Raw genomic sequence first — 19,615 nt, forward strand, 5'->3', positions numbered from 1 at the left:
CTCTCAAAAGCGTTTTCCTGGGGCGCGTCGGAATCAGGACACGTCCAGCATGTCCAGGTAGTCCTGCCCGCGCTCGGCGATAAACTCCTTGCGGCCGGCCAGGTTGTCCCCCAGCAGGATGTCGAACATGGCGGCGGTCTCCTCCACCGAGTCGGGGGTGACCTTGATCAGCCGCCGGCTCTCGGGGTTCATGGTGGTCATCCACATCATGTCCGGGTCGTTTTCGCCCAGCCCCTTGGAGCGCTGGATGGTGTATTTCTGGCTGCCGATCTCCCGCAGCATGTCGGCCTTTTCGCTCTCGTTGTAGGCAAAGTAGACCTTGTCCTTGGTGGTGATCTCATAGAGGGGGGACTCGGCGATAAAGACGTACCCCTCCCTTATGAGGGTGGGGGTCAGCCGGTAGAGCATGGTGAGGATCAGGGTGCGGATCTGAAAGCCGTCCACGTCGGCATCGGTGCAGATGATGACCTTGTTCCACTTGAGCTGGTCCAGGTTGAAGCTCAGGAGGTCCTTGTTGGCCTTGCTCTTGACCTCGACCCCGCAGCCCAGCACCTTGATCAGGTCGGTGATGATCTCGCTCTTGAAAATCTTGTCGTACTCGGCCTTGAGGCAGTTGAGGATCTTCCCCCGCACCGGGATGATGGCCTGAAACTCGGCGTCCCGCGAGAGCTTGCAGGCCCCCAGGGCCGAATCGCCCTCCACGATGTAGACCTCCCGCCGGGAGACGTCTTTGGTGCGGCAGTCCACGAACTTCTGCACCCGGTTTGCCATGTCGATGGTGGCGGTGAGGGTCTTTTTCAGGTTTTTGCGGGTGTTCTCCGCCTTCTCCCGGCTGCGCTTGTTGATGAGCACCTGGTCGGCGATCTTCCCCGCCTCCTCCGGCTTCTCGATGAAGTAGACCTCCAGCGAGCGCTTGAGAAAGTCGGTCATGGCCTGGGCGATAAAGGCGTTGGTGATGGACTTTTTGGTCTGGTTTTCATAGGAGGTCTGGGTCGAGAAGGAGGAGGAGACCAGCACCAGCGCGTCGGCCACATCCTGGTAGGTGATCTTGCTCTCCCCCTTGAGGTACTTGGCGTTTTGCTTCAAGTAGGCGTCGATCTGGTAGACAAAGGCCGTCTTCACCGCCCGCTCGGGGGAGCCGCCGTGCTCCAGGAAGCTGGAGTTGTGGTAGTACTCCACCACCTGCCGCCGGTTGGAGAAGCAGCAGGCCACCGACAGTTTGACCTTGTAGTCCTGCTTGTCGGCCCGGTCCCGGCCGGCCGTCTCGGTCTGCCAGTACTGGACGGCGGTGAGGGTGTCCTCCCCTGCCAGCTCCTGCACATAGTCCTTGATGCCGTTTTCGTACCGGTAGGTGAACTCCTCAAAGCCGCCGTCCCCCTCTGCCCGCAGCAGAAAGAGGACCCCCGGGTTGACCACCGCCTGGCGCTTGATGGTCTCCTGGTAGTACTCCAGCGGGATGTCGATGGCGGTGAAGACGTCCAGGTCGGGCCGCCAGCGGATGCGGGTGCCGGTCTTTTTGCGGGTGGTGGGCTCCTTTTGCAGCTCCCCCACCGGCTCGCCCTTTTGAAAGTGCATCTCGTAGCGGAAACCGCCCTGGTAGATCTCCACGTCCATGTACTCGCTGGCGTACTGGGTGGCGCAGAGCCCCAGGCCGTTGAGGCCCAGGGAGTACTCGTAGTTGTCCCCGCCCTGGCCGTACTTGCCGCCGGCATAGAGCTCGCAGAACACCAGTTCCCAGTTGTACTTTTTCTCCCGGGTGTTGTAGTCCACCGGGATGCCCCGGCCAAAGTCCTCCACCTCGATGGAGTTGTCCCGGTACTTGGTGACCACGATTTTATCGCCAAAGCCCGCGCGGGCCTCGTCGATGGAGTTGGAGAGGATCTCAAAGACCGAGTGCTCGCAGCCCTCCAGCCCGTCTGAACCAAAAATAACACCGGGGCGCTTGCGGACCCGGTCAGCCCCCTTCAGGGCGGTGATGCTTTCGTTGCCGTACTGCTTGGCTTTCGCTGTCATATCTGCTCTACATCCTTTTTCTCTGTCGGTGCGGCGTCGGATAACGGGAGCGGCGCCCGGCGGACCCCTCTGGATCAGGGGGCGGCGGGCGCACTTCCCAACTTTATTAGAGTATCTCAAAACAGGGCGGACTGTCAAGGGCCGACGGCCGTCTTTGGTGATTCTGCGCCCTTTTTGCCCACTTATGCGCCCGCCTCGGGGCGCGCACAAAAGGGGCGCGGGGGGCCGGCTCATTGCGCAGCCGGTCTCCCGCGCCATCTATTTTTTCTGCCGGCGGGCAAAAGGGGAGCTATCCCCAGACCCCACCGGGCAGCTTTCGGTGCAGCAGCGCCGCGATCTCCTGCGCCTGTTCCAGGGGCAGGCCGCGGCGGTCCACCGCCAGGTGCCGCGCCCCGTCGCTCAAGTAGATGACGCCGCCCTGCTCTCGGGCACGCACCACCTCGGCGTATACAAGGCGCCATTCCCGCCCGCCGGCGGTACAGATCAGCTGCCGCCGCCCCAGTGTCAGGTGCTGGCGGCCCAGCAGAGGGCTGTTTTTCCGGCAGTAGAGCCGGGGCAGCAGCCCCTCCCAAAAGAGGGCGAGGGCCAACACGGTAAGCCCCAGCAGGAAGAAGGCGGCCTGCAGGAGGAGCCCGCCCCACACCGAGGAGAGGGCCGGGGCGAGGGCGGCGGCAAAAAAGAGGAGGGCGGTAGCAAACAGGGCGGCGCGGGTGACGCGCTGTACCCCGCGCCCGGGGGCCAGCGCCGCGCCCATGGCCTGCAGCCCCTCTCTCGTCACATAGCTGTCGATCTCGTAATAGCAATCCATCGCGTCACCTCACTGTGCTGATAGGATACCCAGCTTTTGTGAAAAAACAGTGACGGGGCGGTGAGATTTGGGTAAAAAATGGGCGGCGAAAGGGAGGACAACTTTTTCTTTCGCGCTGGCGAGTTGGCGCGATGGGAGGGCTAGCGCTTCCTCCTCCCGGTCAAGAACACGGCATTTTCTGCTGCACCGGCAGACCGGCACGTCGGGAGGGCTGGCGTCCTCCCAGGGCAAGAGGTAAGCTCTTTCTACTTCACTGGCAGGTTGGCGCGGCGAGAGGGTTGGTGTTCCCTCCCCTGGGGCAAGAGCACGACTTTTCTCACTGCATCGGCGAACTGATACGACGGGAGGGCTAGCGCTTCCTCCTCTGGGACAAGAGATCGGCTTTTCCCACTGCACCGACAAATCGGCACGACAGGAGGGCTATCGTTCCCTCCTCTAGGGGAAGAGGTCGGCTTTTCCTTCTACACCATCGAACTGGCGTGACGGGATAAATGTTGTCCCCTCTGAGTCTAGCGGGAGGCTTTCCCTTTTGCTCCGGCGAACACCTCCTCCGGGCCAAAAGGTAGGGTAGACTCTTTCCACTTCACTGGTAGGCTGACACGGTGAGAGGGCCGGCATCCCCTCCTCCCGGTCAAGAGCGCTGCATTTTCCACTGCACCGGCAGACCGGCACGGCGGGAGGGCCGACGTCTCCCCCAGGACAAGAGGTAAGCTTTTCCTATCTCACTGGCAGGCTGACGCAGCGATAGGGTTGCTGTTCCCTCATTTAGGGCAAGAGCGAGGCTTTCCCCGCTGCACCGACAAATCGGCAAGGTGGGAGGACTATCGTCCCCTTCTCTAGGGCGAGAGCACGACTTTTCTCACCGCATCGGCGAACTGATACGACAGGAGGGCTAGCGCTTCCTCCTCTGGGACAAGAGGACAGCTTTTCCCACTGCAGTGGCGAACCGGCACGGCAGGGCGAATGTTGTCCCTTCTGAGTCAAGAGGTCGGCTTTTTCTTTTGCTCCGGCGAACCGGCGCAGCGGGAGGACTGCCACCCCCTCCGGGCCAAGAGGTCGGCTTTTCCTACTTCACTGGTGGGCTGACGCAGCGGGAAAGCTTCCGGCTCCTCCTCTAGGGCAAGAGGGCGGCTTTTCCACTACATCGGCGGACTGGCGTGGCGATAGGACCGGCACTTTCTTTCCCGGGCCAAAAGCGCTACTTTTCCCACTGCACCGGCAGACCAGTGCGCCAGGACGACTGCCGCTTCCTCCTCCGAGACTGCGAAAAAAAGGGAGGAGGAGGACAAAAAACGCACCGGCTGCCAAGCAGATGGCCCCCTGCCAGCGGGCGCAAAAAGGCGGCTGCCGATACCTCGGCAGCCGCCTATCTCTGTTCGGTAAAAAGCGCTATGCTTGGGGTCCGCTCTTGTCCTCTTCTCCGCCCTTGCCCGCATCGGGCTGGGCCGAGGGAGCGGGGGGTGTCGGCAGGCCGCCGTTCCCCTCGGGCAGGACCGGGGGTTCGCCCGCCGGGGCCGAGAGGGCCGGAGCCGTCCCTTCCCCCTCCAGCAGCGGGGTCTCCATCAATTTGATGAAGGTCTCGCCGTCGACCTTTTCGTACTCCAGCAAAACCTTGGCCACGGTGTTCAGGGCGTCGGTGTGCTCCTCCAAAATGGTTTTGGCCTGGCTGTACGCCCTGTCGATGATGGCCCGCATCTCCTTGTCGATCTTGGAGGCCACCTCTTCGGAGTAGTTGCGCGCCTGGTTGAGGTCGCGCCCCAAAAACACCTCCTGCTGGTCGGTGCCGTAGACCAGGGGGCCCAGCTCCTTGGAGAAGCCGTAGCGGGTGACCATCGCCCGGGCGATGTTGGTGGCCCGCTCGATGTCGTTGGAGGCGCCGGTGGAGATGTCGTCGAGCATCAGCGACTCGGCCACCCGTCCGCCCAGCAGGGTGACGATGTCCTCAAACATCTGGGAGCGGGTGCGATAGTTGCGGTCCTCCTTCGGCAGGCTCATGGTGTAGCCGCCCGCCTGGCCCCGGGGGACGATGGAGATCTGGTGGACCGGGTCCTGGGACTTGCAGTAGTAGGTGACGATGGCGTGGCCCGCCTCGTGGTAGGCCGTCAGGCGGCGCTCCTTGTCGGAGACCACCCGGCTCTTCTTCTCGGGGCCGGCCACCACCTTGATGGTGGCTTCCTGAATGTCGGCCTCGGTGATGGCCTTGCGGTTTTTGCGGGCCGCCAACAGGGCCGCCTCGTTGAGGAGGTTGGCCAGGTCGGCGCCGGTGAAGCCGTTTGTTGTCTTGGCGATGACGCCCAGGTCCACGTCGGGGCCCAGGGGTTTGTTGCGGGCGTGCACCTGCAAGATCTCCTCCCGGCCCTTGATGTCGGGGTAGCCCACATAGACTTCGCGGTCGAAGCGGCCGGGCCGCAGCAGGGCGGGGTCGAGGACGTCGCGGCGGTTGGTGGCGGCGATGACAATGACCCCTTCGTTGGCGCCAAAGCCGTCCAGTTCCACCAGCAGCTGGTTGAGGGTCTGCTCCCGCTCGTCGTTGCCGCCGCCCAGGCCGGCGCCGCGCTGGCGGCCGACCGCGTCGATCTCGTCGATGAAGATGATGCTGGGGGCGCTCTTCTTGGCCTGGTCAAAGAGGTCGCGCACGCGGGAGGCGCCCACGCCGACAAACATCTCCACAAAGTCGGAGCCGGAGATGGAGTAGAAGGGGACTTTTGCCTCCCCCGCCACCGCCTTGGCCAGCAGGGTCTTGCCGGTGCCCGGAGGGCCGATGAGCAGCACCCCTTTGGGGATGCGGGCGCCCAGGGCGGAGAACTGGCCGGGGTTTTTGAGGAACTCCACCACCTCGCGCAGCTCTTCCTTCTCCTCGTCGGCGCCGGCCACATCCTGGAAGGTGACCCGGTTGGGGCCCTCCCCCTGCTGGGGTTTGACCTTGGCCTTGCCGAAGGAATTCATCTTGCCGCCGCTGCCCGCGGACTGGCGGAACATGAAAAACCACAGCAGCGCCATCCCGCCGATGAGCAGCACATAGGGGATCATGGCCGCCCACCAGGGGGCCTCCACCGGCGGGGTGTAGTCGTACTCAATGGGGGCGTCGGGGTGCTTCTCGTTGTACGCGAGCACACCGGGCTCCACATGGTCCACAAACATCTTTACATTGGGCACGTTGTAGGTGATGGTCTCCTCCTGGCCCCGCAGCTTGGCCTTGAGTTCCCCGCTGCCGAAATCCAGGGTGAACTTCTCCACCTTCTGGTCGTCAAAATACCCGATGACTTCTTGGTAGGTTCTGGTCTCGCCCGTCTTGAGGTTGAGCAGGACGAAGGCGCAGACCACCAGCCCCAACAGGATGAGTACATAGATCCCTGTGCCGGAGCCTTTCCCTCTCTTTTTTGTCAACGGCTTAGCCTCCTAACTGACTGCTTTTGCTATTTCGTGTAAACTTCCGGTTTGAGAACGCCGATATAGGGGAGGTTGCGGTACTTCTCGTCGTAGTCCAGCCCGTAGCCGATGACGAACTCGTCGGGGACGGTAAAGCCCACATAGGCGGGGGCCACCGACACCTGGCGGCGCTCGGGCTTGTCGAGCAGGGTGCAGATCTTTACCGAACTGGGCTCCCTGGCCTCCAACATCTCCATGATGTAGCTGAGGGTCATGCCCGAGTCGAGGATGTCCTCGACGATCAGCAGGTCATAGCCCTTGAGGTCGATGTCCAGATCCTTGATGATCTTGACCACGCCGGAGGTCTTGACCCCCGCGCCGTAACTTGAAACCGCCATGAAGTCGATGGACAGGGGCAGATCGATGGCCCGCATCAAGTCCGCCATAAAGGCAATCGAGCCCTTGAGCACGCTCACCAGCAGCAGGTTCTTGCCCTGGTAGTCCCGGGTGATCTGCTCGCCCAGCTCCCGCACCCGCTCCTTGAGTTCCTCTTCGCCGATCAGGGTCTTCAGCACGTCGTCTTTCATCATTTTATACGTCCTCCCCGCAGTACAGTACCGCTATCCTCTCGGTTTTTCCGGTCACGGCAACCCGGGCCGCCACGTCCACGCCGGGGATACAGACCACCCCTTCGCCGTCGGCGATCACCGGGACCCGCCCCCGCTCTTGGGGGGGGATGCCCAGCTCGCAAAACAGCTTTTTCAGCGTTTTGGTGACGCCCCGCCGGGAGAGGGCGATGCTGTCCCCTTCCCGGCGGCCGCGCGCAACAAGTGTAGTCTTTAGTTTATCATAGTCCATACAATTTATTAAGTGGTTTTTGTGAACTTTTTCTAGAATTGCACCATTTTCCGCTGTTGTGACACAGAGGGTGAGGGTTTTGCCAAAAATACTGGCGCTTTTGCCCACCGCCAGCTCGCAGGGCGCTGCCGGCGGCGGGGGGGCGGTCCGCTCCCGGCAGACAAGCAGGTCCCCCCGGCGGCGCAGGTAGCGCCCGGCGGCCAGCTCCCGCTCCCCCTCCTCCCCGGCGGCCAACCGCGCCACCGCCTCGGCGGCCAGGGCGGTGGCGGGCAGGGCGCAGTCGGTCAAAAAGAGCCGGGCCACCCGGCCCTGCAGGGCCGGGTGGAGGGCCGCAAAGGCGGCGGCGTTCAGGGTCGGGAGCGCCCCGCCGCCGGGGCCCTTGCAATCAGCATATGCCTCGGCGGCCCGGAGATTGAGAAAATCCCGGTCCTGGGCCAGGTAGCCGGCGGTGGCGGCCACCGTCTTTTCCAGGCTGGGGTTGAGCTGCCGCAGGGCGGGCAGCACCTGCAGCCGGATGCGGTTGCGGGCATAGGTCTCGTCCCCGTTGGTGGAGTCCACCACAAAGGGGAGCCCCTCCTTTCGGCAGTAGTCCTCCACCTCGGCCCGGGTGCAGCCCAGCAGGGGGCGGATGAAGGGACCCCGCACCGGGGGGATGCCGCAGAGCCCGTCGAGCCCGGCGCGGCGGGTGAGGCGAAAGAGGACGGTCTCCACCTGGTCGGTGAGCTGGTGGGCGGTGGCGATCTTCGCCCCCTCCCGCTCGGCCAGCTCGCCGAAGAGGCGGTAGCGGATTTCCCGCCCGGCCAACTCCTCTGAAATGCCCCGGGCCCGGGCGGCGGCCCGCACGTCCTCGGAAAAGGCGTACAGGGGCACCCCCCACTGCGCGCAGAGGGCGCGGACGAAGGCCTCGTCCCGCCCGGCCTCCTCCCCCCGCAGCCGGTGGTTGAGATGGCAGGCCGAGAGCCGGGCCCCCAGCTCCCCCTCGCTTGCCAACAGGGCGTGGAGGAGGGCCACCGAGTCCGGCCCGCCCGAGAGGGCCACGATCACCCGCTCGCCGGGGGAAAACATCCGGTGCCTCCGCACCGCCGCGCAGACGGCCGCCCGCAGCCCCTCCCCCTCTGGGTTACGGGGCATCGCGGTAGGTTTCCAGCGAGGCGAAGCGGGTGTAGGAGCCGTCCCAGCTCAGCTTCACCGTGTCCACCTCGCCGTGGCGGTTTTTGGCCACGATGCACTCGGCGATGTTCACGTCCTCGGTGTCCCGGTTGTAGTACTCGTCCCGGTAGAGGAACATGACGATGTCGGCGTCCTGTTCGATGGAGCCGGACTCGCGCAGGTCGGAGAGCATCGGCCGCTTGTCGGGCCGGCTCTCGGGCCCGCGGGAGAGCTGGGAGAGGGTGATGATGGGCACGTCCAGCTCCTTGGCCATGATCTTCAGACTCCGGGTGATCTCGGACACCTCCGCCACCCGGCTCTCGATGCGGCGGCCGGAGGTCATCAGCTGCAGGTAGTCGATGACCACCAGCCCCAGGTTCTTGATCCGCCGCAGCCGGGCCTTCATCTCGGGGACGGTGATGCCCGAGGAGTCGTCGATATAGATCTCCTTTTGGGAGAGGTGCTCGGCCACCGCCACCAGGTTGGCCCACTCCTGCCCGGTCAAATCGCCGGTGCGAAAGGCCGAGTTGGAGATGGACGCCTCGCTGGAGAGGACGCGGGATACCAGCTGCTCCTTGCTCATCTCCAGCGAGAAGATGACCACCGCCTTGTCGCTGCGGTTGGCCACGTTGGTGGCGATGTTGAGGGCGAAACTGGTCTTGCCCATGGCCGGGCGGGCCGCCAGCAGGATCAGGTCGGACTTGTTGAGGCCGAAAATCAGGCTGTCCACCGCCGAAAAGCCGGTGGAGAGGCCGGTGAAGGCCTGCTTGTCGTCGCCGGAAATCTGCTGCAGGCTGTCGAAGGTGTCGATGATGATGCCGTCGATGCGCTGGGGCCCCTGGGCGGTGCGCCCCTGGCGGATGTCGAAGATCTTCTGCTCGGCGATGTCCAGCAGCATCTTGGCGTCCTGCTCCCCCTCGGAGGTGGTGTCGATGATGTCCCGGGCGGTGTAGAGGAGAGTGCGCAGGTAGTACTTCTCCTCGATGATGCGGGCGTAGGTCTCCATGTTGGAGAGGGAGGGCACCATCTGGGCGATGTTGGTCAGGTAGATCTTGGCCTGGTCTTTGGTCTCGAAGATCTGCCGGTCACAGACCTCGTTGAGCAGGGTGACAAAGTCAATGGGCTCGCCGGCGGTGAACATCCGGATGATGCAGGCGTAGATCTCCCGGTGTTGGGGGTTGTAAAAGTGTTCGGGCTTCAGCCTTTCCAACACGGTGGAGAGGCAGTTGGGGTCGATGAGGATGCCGCCCAGCACCGACTGTTCGGCCTCCAGGTTGTAGGGCATATTCAGGCCGTACACGTCCCCGGTTGGTTGCAGCGGTTCCACCGCAGTCCCTCCTTCTTGGGCGGGCGCCCCTCGGGGCCCGCCTCGACTTCTCACTTACACGGCGAAAGGGGACGCGGGCGGGCCGGTTTTCCCGGCCCGCCGTCGTCCCCCTGCGGCGCTGTTACAGCTCGACTACCGAGACCTTGATCTCCGCCTCGATGGAGTGGGCGAATTTCACCTGGGCGCTGTAGCTGCCAAAGGCCTTGATGGCCGTGTCCAGCTTGATCTTGCGCTTGTCCACCGCCACGCCGTAGGCGTCCTGCACGGCCTGGGCGATCTCCTTGCCGGTGACTGAGCCGAAGAGCTTGCCCTCTTTGCCGGCCTTGGCCTTGACGGTGACGGTCTTGCCGTCTATCTTGGCGGCCTCCTCCTTGCAGCGGGCAATGTCCTCCTGGGTGTGGTGCTCGGCGGCGGCCTGCTTGTTTTTCAGGTCGTTGATGGCCTGGGCGTCGGCCTCGATGGCCAGCCCTTTGGGGAGCAAAAAGTTGCGGGCGTACCCGTCGGAAACCTTATGTAACTCCCCCTTTTTGCCCGTTCCCTTCACGTCCTGTTTCAAAATGACCTGCATGGCAGTTCTCTCCCTTCTCTCCCCCGCTCGCGGGGGCCTTTTCATCTGGTGGTATCTATTGAATGTGGTTTTGCTCGTAGTAGAGGTCGATGGATTTTTCCAACATCTTCACCGCGGTGTCCAGGCTGGTCTCCCGCAGCTGGGCGCCGGCCATGGTGTGGTGGCCGCCGCCGCCCAAACTCTCCAAAATCAACTGGACGTTGAGCTGCCCCAGGGAGCGCGCCGAGATGTTCACCTGGCTGCCCTGGGAGAAGAGGACGAAGGAGGCCCGCACGTCGGAGATCTCCAACAGCTCGTCCGCAGCCTGGGCCGACACCACCCGGATGTCGGGGATGTCGTCGGGGGATTTGGCGATGGCGCAGCTCTTGTAGACGTGGGCCCCGGTGACGATGGCGGTGCGGTTTTGAAAGTCCTCCATGGTGGAGGAGAAGAGACGCTTGACCTCCACCGTGTCGGCCCCCAGGGAGCGCAGGTAGCCCGCCGCCTCAAAGGTCTTGACCCCGGTCTTGACGGCGAAGTTCTTGGTGTCCAAAACCAGCCCGGCCAGCAGGGCCTCGGCGAAGACGGCCTCCACCTCCTTCTCCCCGTCGCCCAGGTACTGCAGCAGCTCGGCCACCATCTCGGAGGCGGAGGAGGAGTAGGGCTCGTGGTAGAAGATGACGGCGTTTTCGATGTAGTCCACCCGCTTGCGGTGGTGGTCGATCACCACCACCGACTTGCACCGCTCCAGCAGCTCGGGCACCTCGACCATCGGCTTGGCGTGGGTGTCCATCACCACCACCAGGGTCTCGTCGTCCACCAGGTCGCGGGCCGCGGCGGCGTCGACAAAGAGGGACTCAAACCCGGCGGCGCCGATCTGCTCGATGAGGGGGGCCGAAAGGGTGGTCTGCCGGTCGACGGCCACAAAGGCGTCGATCCCCAGCAGCCGCAGCCCCCGGCAGAGCCCGGCGGAGGAGCCCACGCTGTCCATGTCGGAGAAGCGGTGGCCCATGATGATGACCTGCCGGTGGATCTTGCAGAGTTCCAGCAGGGCGGAGGCGATGATCCGCGCCCGCACCTTGGTGCGCTTCTCCACCCCCTTGGAGACCCCGCCGTAGAAGTCGTAACCGTTGACGGTCTTGACCGCCACCTGGTCGCCCCCTCGGCCCAGGGCCATGTCCAGGGCGTGGCGGGAGGTCTCCAGGTTGCCGGTGAGGCTGTCCGGCTGCATCCCCACCCCGATGGAGACGGTGATGGGCACCTTGCCGTCCACCGTGATCTTGCGCACGTCGTCGAGGATGGGGAAGCGCTCCTCAATGATCTTGTGCATGTAGCGGTACTCCACCACGGCGAAGAAGCGGCGGTTGTTCATCTTGATGAGGATGCCGTTTTGCCGGCCCACAAACTCCTCCAAGCTCCGCTCCACCTCGCCGGTGACCCGGGCCTTTTCGCTCTCCTTGTAGGACTGGAGGATGTCGTCGTAGTTGTCCACCAGGATGCTGAAGATGCAGGGGCGGGATTGCAGGTACTCGATGGAGTCGCGCTTGAGCTTGGTGGTCTCGCAGAGGTAGATCACCGAGGTCTCCCGCCCCTCCCGCAGGGAGACGGCGGCAAAGGCCGAGAAGAACCGGTCGCCGATGCGCACCGGGCAGCCGGTGGGCTGCTTGGCCTTGGCCAGGTTAAAGCCGGAGATGAGCCGGGAGAGGCCGTCGCTGAAACAGTCCCCCTCCCCCTTGCCAAAGATGGCGGCGAAGAGGCCGTTGTGCCAGAGGATCTCCCCGTCCGCTGCGGTGACCGCCGTGGGCAGGGGGAAGGACTGGATGGCCGCCCCCCGCTCGAAGGTGATGTCGGAGGCCACCACGTCGATGACCTGAAAGGCCCGGCGGCGCAGCCCGGCGATCATCCACCAGGCGACGGCCACCACCCCGGCAGAGACCACACCCATGGCCGCGCAGAGCAGCGGGTGGACAAACCAGGCGAGCGCCGTCAGCAGCACACAGCAGCCGGCGATCACATAGAGGAGGGGGTAAAACCCCTTGTAGCTTTTTTTCACGCCTTCACCTTCCCAATGGCGCCGCCCCGCCGGGGGCGGCCAGATCGTTGCCTCAGACCTCCATGATGATGGGGAGGATCATGGGGCTGCGCTTGGTCTTTTGAAAGAGGAACATGGACAGGGCCTCGCGGATGTTCAGCTTTAAGTCGGCCCAGTCGTTGACCTCCCTCTCCAGGCACTTGTCGAGGGTTTTGGTCACCACTGCCCGGGCCTCTTTGATGAGCTGTTCGCTCTCGCGCACATAGACAAAGCCGCGGGTGACGATGTCGGGGCCGGCCACCACTTCGCTGGTCTCGGAGTCGATGGTGATGACGATGGTCAGCAGCCCGTCCTCGCTCAGGCGCTTGCGGTCGCGCAGGACGATGCTGCCCACGTCGCCCACGCCCAGGCCGTCGACCATGACCTTGCCGGCGGTGACCAGCTCGTCTTTCTTGACGCCCCGGGGCCCGAACTCGACCACCCGGCCGTTTTCGCTGATGACGATGTTCTTTTCGGGGATGCCCAGGGAGCGGCCGAGGCCGGCGTTTTTGATGAGGTGGCGGTACTCGCCGTGCACCGGCATGAAGTACTGGGGCTTGGTCAGGGCGAGGATGGTCTTGAGCTCGCCCTGGCAGGCGTGGCCGGAGACGTGCACCTCATACATGCTCTCGTAGATGACCTCGGCCCCCAGCTTGAAGAGGGCGTTGACCACGTTGCCCACATGCTTTTCGTTGCCGGGGATGGGCCGGGCCGAGATGATGATGAAGTCGCGGCTGTTGACCGACAGCTGCCGGTGGGTGCCGTTTGCCATCCGCGAGAGGGCGGCCATGGGCTCGCCCTGGCTGCCGGTGGTGATGACCACCAGCTTCTCCGGCGGGTAATCGCCGGCCTCGGCCAGTTCGATGAGCTGGCCCTTGGGCACCTTGAGGTAGCCCAGCTCGATGGCGCGGGCGGTGACGTTTTCCATGCTGCGGCCGCTGACGAGGACCTTGCGCCGGAACTTGTGGGCGGTGTCGATGATCTGCTGGATGCGGTGGATGTTGGAGGCGAAGCTGGCGATGATGATGCGCCGGTTGCCCGCCCTGGCGAAGAGGTTTTCAAAGGAGCGGCCCACGCTGCGCTCAGAGGCGGTCATGCCGGGGCGCTCGGCGTTGGTGGAGTCCATCAGCAGCGCGGTGACCCCCTCTTTGCCCAGTTCGGCAAAGCGGGCCAGATCGATCATCTCCCCGTCGATGGGGTCGTAGTCGATCTTGAAGTCGCCGGTGTGCACCAGCGTCCCCGCGGGGGTGTGGAAGGCCAGCGCCACCGCGCCGGGGATGGAGTGGTTGACCCGGATGAACTCGACTTGCATCCTGCCCAGCTGCACCCGGTCGCCGGCGGCCACCACGTTGAGCTTGCTCTTTTCCAGCAGGCGGTGCTCCTCCAGCTTGCCCTCCACCAGGCCCAGGGTGAGCCGGGTGCCGTAGAGGGGGACGCTGATCTCCTTTAACAGGTAGGGCAGGCCGCCGATGTGGTCCTCGTGTCCGTGGGTGAGGACCACGCCGCGAATGCGCTTTTTGTTTTCGATCAAATAGGTGAAGTCGGGGATGACGATGTCCACTCCGGGCATGTCGCTGTCGGGGAAGGTGAGGCCGCAGTCGATGACCACGATGTCCTCGCCGTACTCGACGGCGGTGCAGTTTTTGCCCACCTCGTGCAGCCCCCCCAGGGGGACGATGCGCAGCGGCAGGGCGCCGCCCTTTTTGCCGGAAGCCGATTTTTTGCGGCCGCCGAAGGGCTTTTTCTTCCCCTCGGCCTGGGGCTGGGGGGCGGCGGCCGGGGCCAGCGCGGCGCTCTGGGCGGCGGCTGCGGTCTTGGCCGCCTGGGCGGGAGTGGCCTTTTTGGGCTGGCGGCTGCGGCTCGAGGGCCGCCGCTGGCCGCCCTGGGCGGGCTGTTTGGCCGCCGCGGCCTGCTTTTTCTGGGGGGCCTGTTTTTGCTGGGCCGGCTGCTTGGCCGCGCCCGCCTGGGCCTGCTCCTGCGCCTTGGCCGCCTGGGCCGGGGTCGCCTTTTTGGCGGGGCGGCCCTGCCCCTGGCGGGGACGGCGGTTGCCGCCGCTGCGGCCGCTCTTTTTCTGCTGGGGCTGAGAAGCGCCCTGGGTCTTGTTCTTGTCGGTGGTTGATTCTGCCATTTGTTCCTCCTGTAACTGCGGGGCGGGCCCTTTTGGGCACAGCCGCCGCAGGCGCCCCGCAGGGCGCCTCTTTATTTTCATTGATTGGATTGTAGGATTTTCCGAATGCCCGGAAAGGGTGCGCGGCCGCCCGGCTCTGCCGACGCGCAGAGGGTCTGCGGCCACACGCTGCGCCAAAGGGCGCAGGGAAAAACGTACAGATACAGATAAAATCATACTATCCGTTTTCCCCGCAAATGTCAAGGAAGGGGGAATGCCTTCCCCGCCCTTCCGTCTTTTCCCAGTATGGGCCGATCGGGCGAGAAATATCTCCCTTTCGCCAAGGGGCGGCGCTTGTGCCGCCGCCCCTTTTTGGGTATACTGGAAAAAGCGCCGGGCCCCGCCGCGACGGGCGGGGGCCAGGCGGGAAAGGGAGGCAGAGAGATGCCGGCAAATCACGTGGAAATTTTTACCGACGGCGCCTGTAGCGGCAACCCCGGCCCCGGGGGCTGGGGCGCCATCCTCCGCTGCGGCGACGCGGTGCGGGAACTCTCCGGCGGGGAGGCGCAGACCACCAACAACCGCATGGAGCTCACCGCCGCCATCGAGGCCCTGGCCGCCCTCAAGCGCCCCTGCCGGGTGGAGCTCTACTCCGACTCCAAATACCTGGTGGACGGGGTGCAGAAGGGCTGGGCCGTGAGCTGGCGGAAAAACGGCTGGCGCAAGGGGAACAAGGAGCCCGCCCTCAACCCCGACCTCTGGGGGCGGCTGCTGGAATTGCTGGAGGTGCACCAGGTGACCCTGCACTGGGTCAAGGGCCACGCCGGCCACCCGGAAAATGAGCGCTGCGACGCCCTGGCGGTGGCCCAGCGCGACCGCTTCGGCGCCGCCGGGCGCTGAAGCGAGGGCGGCCGGCTGTCGCCAATCGGGGCGGCGGGGAATACCATTTTATCAGAGCCCGCTTTTGGGCCGGGGCCCCTCCCCCCACTCGGCAGCGGCCCTCTTTGAAAATAGACGGGCGTCCCCCTTGCAATTCATACTAAATTGGTGTATATTAGAGTCGACGGGTCCCCCAGCCGCGCCGGACGGCGCAGCCGGCCCCCATTTTACAGAGATATGAGGTGTGTTCCATGAGCAGATATATCTACGCGGACAACGCCGCCACCACCCCGGTGAGCGAGCCGGTGCTGGAGGCCATGCTCCCCTTTTTAAAGGAGGAGTACGGCAACCCATCCAGCATTTACCAAAAGGGGCGGGCCGCCCTGGCGGCCATCGAGCACGCCCGGGTGCAGACGGCGAACGCCCTGGGCTGCGAGCCGGGGGAGATCTACTTCACCGGCTGCGGATCGGAGGCGGACAACTGGGCCCTCAAGGCGGCCGTGATGGCCCTGGCCAAAAAGGGGAAGACCCACCTGATCACCACCGTGTTTGAGCACCACGCCATCCTCCACACCGCCCAGAAGTTGGAGCGGCTGGGCTGTCAGGTGACCTACCTGCCGGTGAGCCCCGAGGGGCTGGTGGACCCGGCCGACGTGGCCGCCGCCATCCGCCCCGAGACGGCCCTGGTCTCGGTGATGTACGCCAACAACGAAATCGGCACCATCCAGCCCATCGCCGAGATCGGCGCCATCTGCAGGGAGCGGGGGGTCTGGTTCCACACCGACGCGGTGCAGGCGGTGGGGAACGTGGAAATCGACGTGAAGGCCCAAAACATCGACATGCTCTCCCTCTCGGCCCACAAGTTCCACGGCCCCAAGGGGGTGGGCGCCCTCTACCTGCGGCGGGGAATCGCCATCCCCAACCTGCTCGACGGCGGCGGCCAGGAGCGGGGCCACCGCGCCGGGACCGAGAACGTGGCCTCCATCGTGGGGCTGGGCCGGGCCATCGAGCTGGCCTGCGACCCGGCGGCCATCGCCCGCAAGAGGGAGCACCTGACCCCCCTGCGGGACCGCATCATCGCCGCGGCCCTCGAGCTGCCCCACACCCGCCTCAACGGCGACCCGGTGAAGCGGCTGCCCGGCACCATCAACCTCTCCTTCGAGGGGGTGGAGGGCGAGTCCCTGCTGCTGATGCTGGACTTAAACGGGATCGCGGCTTCCTCCGGCTCGGCCTGCACCTCCGGCTCCCTCGACCCCAGCCACGTGCTGCTGTCCCTGGGGCTGACCCACGACGTGGCCCATGGCTCCCTGCGCCTCTCCCTGGCCGAGGATATCACCGAGGAGGAGGCCGACTATATCATCGAGACCATCCCCACCGTGGTGGCGCGGCTGCGCGCCATGTCCCCCCTGTGGGAGAAGATCGTCAAGGCCGAGCAGTAGCGGCCCGGCCGGGCGCGGGCGGACCTTTCCCCCGAACGCGCCCCTCTCAACACACATTTTTACAACTGGAAAGGCGGATGACAAATGCTCTATTCTGAAAAGGTACTGGACCACTTCTCCAACCCCCGCAACGTGGGCGAGATCGAGGACGCCGACGCCGTCGGCGAGGTGGGCAACGCCAAGTGCGGCGACATCATGAAGATGTACTTGAAGATCGACGGGGACACCATCACCGACGTGAAGTTCAAGACCTTCGGCTGCGGCGCGGCCATCGCCACCAGCTCGATCGCCACCGAGATGATCAAGGGCAAGAAGATCAGCGAGGCCCTGAAGCTCTCCAACAAGGCGGTGATCGAGGCGCTGGACGGGCTGCCCCCGGCCAAGATCCACTGTTCGGTGCTGGCCGAGCAGGCGGTGAAGGCCGCCCTGAGCGACTACTACCGCAAGCAGGGCATCGACCCGACCCCCATCGTGGGGGAGATCGGCGACTGCGAAGCCTGCCATGGCTGAGCGGGTCCTGGTCGCCATGAGCGGGGGGGTGGACTCCTCCGCCTGCGTCTCCCTGCTGCAAAAGCAGGGCTATGAGGTGGGCGGGGTGGTCTTTGACATGTCCCCCGCCCACCATCAGGCGGTGGAAGACGCCCGGCTGGCGGCCGACTTCTTCGGGGTGCCCCTGACCGTCTGCAACCTGAGGGAGCGGTTTTCCCGCGAGGTCATCGACTACTTCTGCCAGAGCTACCTCTCCGGCGAGACCCCCAACCCCTGCGTCCGCTGCAACCCCACCGTCAAGTTCGCCGCCCTCTACGAGGAGATGCAGCGCGGCGGCTACGACTGGATAGCCACCGGCCACTACGCGGGGATCGTGCGCCGGGGGGACACCTACTACTTCACCCAGGCCCAGTCGGCCCAGCGGGACCAGAGCTATATGCTCTACCGGCTGCCCCAGGAGATCATGGCCCGGCTGCTGCTCCCCCTGGCGGGGATGGAGAAGCCCCAGGTCCGCCAGTTGGCCCGGGAGGCGGGGCTGCCCACCTTCGACAAGCCCGACAGCCAGGAGAACTGCTTCATCCCCGACGGCGACTACCCCGCCTATGTGGAGGGGCGCTGCGGCCCCTCCCGCCGGGGGCAGTTCATCGCCCCCGACGGCAGCCCCGCCGGGCCCCACCGGGGCATCGCCCACTACACGGTGGGCCAGCGCAAGGGGCTGGGCATCGCCCTGGGGCGGCCGGTCTTTGTCCGCGCCATCGACCCTGCCAGCGGGGACGTCCTCCTCTGCGACGCGGGGGAGGAGTACGCCGGGGAGATCCGCCTGCGGGAGGTCTGCGCCCCCGACCCGGCCCAGCTCGCCGAAGGGGCGCAGGTGCTGGTGAAGATCCGCTCGGTGGCCAAACCCTGCCCCGCCACCCTGCACCCCCTGCCCGGCGGCGGGCTGACCGTCCACTTTGCAACGCCCCAGCGGGCGCCGGCCCCCGGCCAGTCGGCGGTCTTTTACCGAGACGGGCTGGTGATCGGCGGCGGGATCATCGACCGGCCTCGGTCGGAGAACGGAGGTGCTGCAGGTGGACCCCAGACAACCGCGTGAAAAGCCCTCTGCCATGAAGGTGCTGGTGATGACCGTCGGGGTGATCGTGGCCCTGGTGCTGCTGGGCTACTTCTTCGGCGGCAAATAGCCCCCTTTTTAAGAGAGCGATCAAAAAGAGCTGTGCCCCGGGCCGACCGGCCGGGACACAGCTCTCTTTTTTTCTCGGTCCGGGAAGGGCGCTTAGCCCCTCCCCCTCACCCCTCCGGGGTGTAGGGCGGGTATCCGGCGGCCGCCAGCTCCCGGTCAAAATCGGCCCGGGCGCGCTTCATGGCGTCCTCCATCGTCCCCTGCACAAAGGTGAAGGGCACCCCCAGAAAGAGGTTGTAGGGCAGCCCCCTGTCCTCGATGAGGTAGCTCTGCCCGTCCACCCAGCGACCCTCCAGATTTTGGTGCTTGGCGCCAGAAAAGCGCTCCACCAGGGGGCGGATGTCCTCCATAAAGGCGTAGCAGCGCAGCCCCAGGGCCCAGGCGGCCCCGCACTCAAAGGCGGTGCCGGAGTCGGGCTCCTGCCCGCGGCGGAAGTCGTTCAGGTTGGCGATGATCATGTCCGAGCGGTAGATCTGGTTCATGTCGTGGGTGAAGATCTTCTTCTCCAGCTCCTCCTGCGAGTTGTCCACCGGGGTGTACTCCCGGTACTGGTCCTCCCTGGCGGGGTCGGGGGGGAAGATGCCGTCGATGCCGTAGCGGTGGCTCAACTCCACATACCCGGCGCCGATCTCCATTCCGTTGGGCCAGAACATGTCCGGCCCGGCCAGATAGGCCACCGGGCGGCGGACCACCCCATTTTTGTCTACAAACACCGGTGTGCGCCCCCTTCCTCGTCCTGCTGGATCCGCTCCAGCGCCTCCTCAAAGCCGCCCTCCACCATGGGCGCGTGGGCGGACATCATCAGGTTCAGGGGGCCGTTTTCCAGAACGATCCCCTCCTTGTCCCGCCAGCCCTTGGAGACGGTGCCCTTGTTCTGGTTTTCGGGGGCGGTGATGTCGATTTGCTCCCCCGGCTCGTCCTGGTACTTCTCCTCGGTGAACTTCTCGGCGCAGCTGCGCAGGTCGTCTAGGTAGAGGTAGATCTTCTTCCCCCAGACATAGCCCGCGCCCAGGACAAAGCAGGCCCCCGAATCGGGCTCCCAGCCGCGGAAGTTGTTCATGTCCCCCACCAGGATGTCGCAGCGCCGAACGGTCTCCATCCAACTGTGGAAGTCGTCCTCCACCCGCTGTCCGGCGCAATCGGGCTCCAGCAGGGCAAAGCCCCGCGCCTCGCAGGCCCTTTGGTATCTCTGTCGCTGCTGTTCCCAATCCGGCGCATACCGCTGGGGGGTGCACAGGCAGATGGTCTGTTTGCTTGCCATTTCATCACTCCTCGATCGATTTGGCACACCACCAGTACAGGCCGATGGAACGTGTCTCCACCAGCATTGACCAATGCGTACGCCACCAGTATAGGGAGAAATCGCCGGGCTGTAAATG

The 19,615-nt window shown here is 65.0% G+C and carries 15 protein-coding genes; 4 read left to right on the plus strand and 11 right to left on the minus strand.

Annotated features, from left to right (window positions below; genetic code table 11):
- Window positions 1–33 precede the first annotated feature (33 nt).
- From KQI11_RS11900 to KQI11_RS11940, 9 genes are all read right to left on the minus strand, one after another.
- A complete protein-coding gene (locus tag KQI11_RS11900) occupies window positions 34–2,013 on the minus strand; it encodes a DNA gyrase/topoisomerase IV subunit B (protein ID WP_216402267.1) in 1,980 nt (659 codons plus the stop codon).
- A gap of 289 nt (window positions 2,014–2,302) precedes the next feature.
- Window positions 2,303–2,821, minus strand: coding sequence for a hypothetical protein (locus KQI11_RS11905; RefSeq protein ID WP_216402268.1), 519 nt, complete (start codon window positions 2,819–2,821; stop codon window positions 2,303–2,305).
- A gap of 1,389 nt (window positions 2,822–4,210) precedes the next feature.
- Window positions 4,211–6,208, minus strand: coding sequence for an ATP-dependent zinc metalloprotease FtsH (ftsH, locus tag KQI11_RS11910; RefSeq protein WP_216402269.1), 1,998 nt, complete (start codon window positions 6,206–6,208; stop codon window positions 4,211–4,213).
- 29 nt (window positions 6,209–6,237) lie between these two features.
- Entirely contained in the window at window positions 6,238–6,777 is a 540-nt protein-coding gene (gene hpt / locus KQI11_RS11915; RefSeq protein WP_044992738.1) for a hypoxanthine phosphoribosyltransferase, read from the minus strand.
- A 4-nt stretch (window positions 6,778–6,781) separates the two neighbouring features.
- On the minus strand, window positions 6,782–8,179 hold the full coding sequence (gene tilS / locus KQI11_RS11920; RefSeq protein WP_216402270.1) for a tRNA lysidine(34) synthetase TilS: 1,398 nt from the start codon (window positions 8,177–8,179) through the stop codon (window positions 6,782–6,784).
- Entirely contained in the window at window positions 8,169–9,524 is a 1,356-nt protein-coding gene (gene dnaB / locus KQI11_RS11925; RefSeq protein ID WP_353653979.1) for a replicative DNA helicase, read from the minus strand. The genes tilS and dnaB overlap by 11 nt, the downstream gene beginning before the upstream one ends.
- 121 nt (window positions 9,525–9,645) lie before the next feature.
- Window positions 9,646–10,092, minus strand: coding sequence for a 50S ribosomal protein L9 (rplI, locus tag KQI11_RS11930; protein WP_021659427.1), 447 nt, complete (start codon window positions 10,090–10,092; stop codon window positions 9,646–9,648).
- A 55-nt stretch (window positions 10,093–10,147) separates the two neighbouring features.
- Entirely contained in the window at window positions 10,148–12,124 is a 1,977-nt protein-coding gene (locus KQI11_RS13555; RefSeq protein ID WP_216402271.1) for a DHH family phosphoesterase, read from the minus strand.
- Between the two features lie 52 nt (window positions 12,125–12,176).
- Window positions 12,177–14,270: a ribonuclease J gene (locus KQI11_RS11940; protein WP_216402272.1), complete on the minus strand. Its 2,094-nt coding sequence runs from the start codon at window positions 14,268–14,270 to the stop codon at window positions 12,177–12,179.
- A 423-nt stretch (window positions 14,271–14,693) separates the two neighbouring features.
- Here KQI11_RS11940 and rnhA point away from each other — a divergent pair, with 423 nt between their 5' ends.
- From rnhA to mnmA, 4 genes are all read left to right on the plus strand, one after another.
- Complete coding sequence (gene rnhA, locus KQI11_RS11945; RefSeq protein WP_185916386.1) at window positions 14,694–15,149, plus strand: ribonuclease HI; 456 nt, start codon at window positions 14,694–14,696, stop codon at window positions 15,147–15,149.
- Window positions 15,150–15,379: 230 nt separating this feature from the next.
- Window positions 15,380–16,567: a cysteine desulfurase NifS gene (gene nifS, locus KQI11_RS11950; RefSeq protein ID WP_216402273.1), complete on the plus strand. Its 1,188-nt coding sequence runs from the start codon at window positions 15,380–15,382 to the stop codon at window positions 16,565–16,567.
- An 84-nt stretch (window positions 16,568–16,651) separates the two neighbouring features.
- Window positions 16,652–17,077 (plus strand): Fe-S cluster assembly scaffold protein NifU, encoded by a 426-nt coding sequence (nifU, locus tag KQI11_RS11955; protein WP_021660233.1) that lies wholly within the window; start codon window positions 16,652–16,654, stop codon window positions 17,075–17,077.
- Window positions 17,070–18,149 (plus strand): tRNA 2-thiouridine(34) synthase MnmA, encoded by a 1,080-nt coding sequence (gene mnmA, locus KQI11_RS11960; RefSeq protein ID WP_216402274.1) that lies wholly within the window; start codon window positions 17,070–17,072, stop codon window positions 18,147–18,149. The genes nifU and mnmA overlap by 8 nt, the downstream gene beginning before the upstream one ends.
- Before the next feature lie 194 nt (window positions 18,150–18,343).
- Here the strand turns inward: mnmA and KQI11_RS11965 are convergent, their stop codons facing one another.
- A complete protein-coding gene (locus KQI11_RS11965) occupies window positions 18,344–18,949 on the minus strand; it encodes a nucleoside 2-deoxyribosyltransferase (protein ID WP_216402275.1) in 606 nt (201 codons plus the stop codon).
- On the minus strand, window positions 18,940–19,497 hold the full coding sequence (locus tag KQI11_RS11970) for a nucleoside 2-deoxyribosyltransferase (RefSeq protein ID WP_185916382.1): 558 nt from the start codon (window positions 19,495–19,497) through the stop codon (window positions 18,940–18,942). Before KQI11_RS11970 ends, KQI11_RS11965 begins: the two co-directional genes overlap by 10 nt.
- Window positions 19,498–19,615: the final 118 nt, after the last annotated feature.

It is taken from the genome of Acetanaerobacterium sp. MSJ-12 (genome assembly GCF_018917875.1).
Lineage (GTDB): Bacteria > Bacillota > Clostridia > Oscillospirales > Ruminococcaceae > Bittarella > Bittarella massiliensis.

What these genes read in the sequence shown, in the direction of transcription:
- mnmA (WP_216402274.1), top strand. Translation starts at nt 17,070, where the DNA reads ATGGCTGAGCGGGTCCTGGTCGCCATGAGCGGGGGGGTGGACTCCTCC.
- KQI11_RS11905 (WP_216402268.1), bottom strand. Translation starts at nt 2,821, where the DNA reads ATGGATTGCTATTACGAGATCGACAGCTATGTGACGAGAGAGGGGCTG.
- rplI (WP_021659427.1), bottom strand. Translation starts at nt 10,092, where the DNA reads ATGCAGGTCATTTTGAAACAGGACGTGAAGGGAACGGGCAAAAAGGGG.
- hpt (WP_044992738.1), bottom strand. Translation starts at nt 6,777, where the DNA reads ATGAAAGACGACGTGCTGAAGACCCTGATCGGCGAAGAGGAACTCAAG.
- tilS (WP_216402270.1), bottom strand. Translation starts at nt 8,179, where the DNA reads ATGCCCCGTAACCCAGAGGGGGAGGGGCTGCGGGCGGCCGTCTGCGCG.
- KQI11_RS11970 (WP_185916382.1), bottom strand. Translation starts at nt 19,497, where the DNA reads ATGGCAAGCAAACAGACCATCTGCCTGTGCACCCCCCAGCGGTATGCG.
- nifS (WP_216402273.1), top strand. Translation starts at nt 15,380, where the DNA reads ATGAGCAGATATATCTACGCGGACAACGCCGCCACCACCCCGGTGAGC.
- KQI11_RS11900 (WP_216402267.1), bottom strand. Translation starts at nt 2,013, where the DNA reads ATGACAGCGAAAGCCAAGCAGTACGGCAACGAAAGCATCACCGCCCTG.
- KQI11_RS11940 (WP_216402272.1), bottom strand. Translation starts at nt 14,270, where the DNA reads ATGGCAGAATCAACCACCGACAAGAACAAGACCCAGGGCGCTTCTCAG.
- rnhA (WP_185916386.1), top strand. Translation starts at nt 14,694, where the DNA reads ATGCCGGCAAATCACGTGGAAATTTTTACCGACGGCGCCTGTAGCGGC.
- nifU (WP_021660233.1), top strand. Translation starts at nt 16,652, where the DNA reads ATGCTCTATTCTGAAAAGGTACTGGACCACTTCTCCAACCCCCGCAAC.